We start from the raw sequence: 596 nt of genomic DNA on the forward strand, positions 1-596 counted from the left end.
CACTGCTCGGCATAGTTCGGCGCGGTGACGGTCCAGACCGTGGCCTGGCCCTCGTTCGGGCCCAGGGCGTCCTGGCTGCCGCTGAGGTAGGTCATCTTGAAGTTGACGTTCATCGGGTGCGGCGCCCAGCCGAAGAACACGATGGCTTCATTGCGTTTCACCGCCCGGGCCACCGTCGACAACATGCCGGCCTCGCTGGACTCCACCAGCTGGAACTTGCCCAGGCCGAACTGGTTCTTGGCGATCATGTCCTTGATCTGGGTATTGGCTCCCGAGCCGGGTTCGATGCCGTAGATCTTGCCCCCCAGCTCCTTCTGGAACCTGGCGATGTCGGCGAAGGTCTTCAGGCCCTTGTCGGCCAGGTAGGAGGGGACGGCCAGGGTAGCGCGGGCGTCCTTGAGGCTGGGCTCGGCCAGGACCTTGACCTGATGGGTGCGGGTGGCGCTGTGCTTGCCGTTGTTCACCGTCAGGTTGACGTTGTAGGTGACATCCTGCTCGGCCTTCGGGGCGACGAACTTCATCAGGGTGCCTGCGGCGTCAAAGGCGACGCTGGGGCTGATGCTCCAGCTGTAGCTGAGCTTCAGGCCCGCCGGGTC

1 protein-coding gene is annotated in these 596 nt (G+C 64.8%); it reads right to left on the reverse strand.

Features of this window, described 5'->3' with window-relative positions; genetic code table 11:
- The coding region (locus tag Q7C21_RS22505) for a glycine betaine ABC transporter substrate-binding protein (protein ID WP_375151159.1) at window positions 1–596 on the reverse strand (596 nt) is incomplete at both ends.

The organism is Pantoea sp. ANP04 (assembly GCF_041982285.1).
GTDB classification, from domain to species: Bacteria; Pseudomonadota; Gammaproteobacteria; order Enterobacterales; family Enterobacteriaceae; genus Pantoea; species Pantoea eucalypti.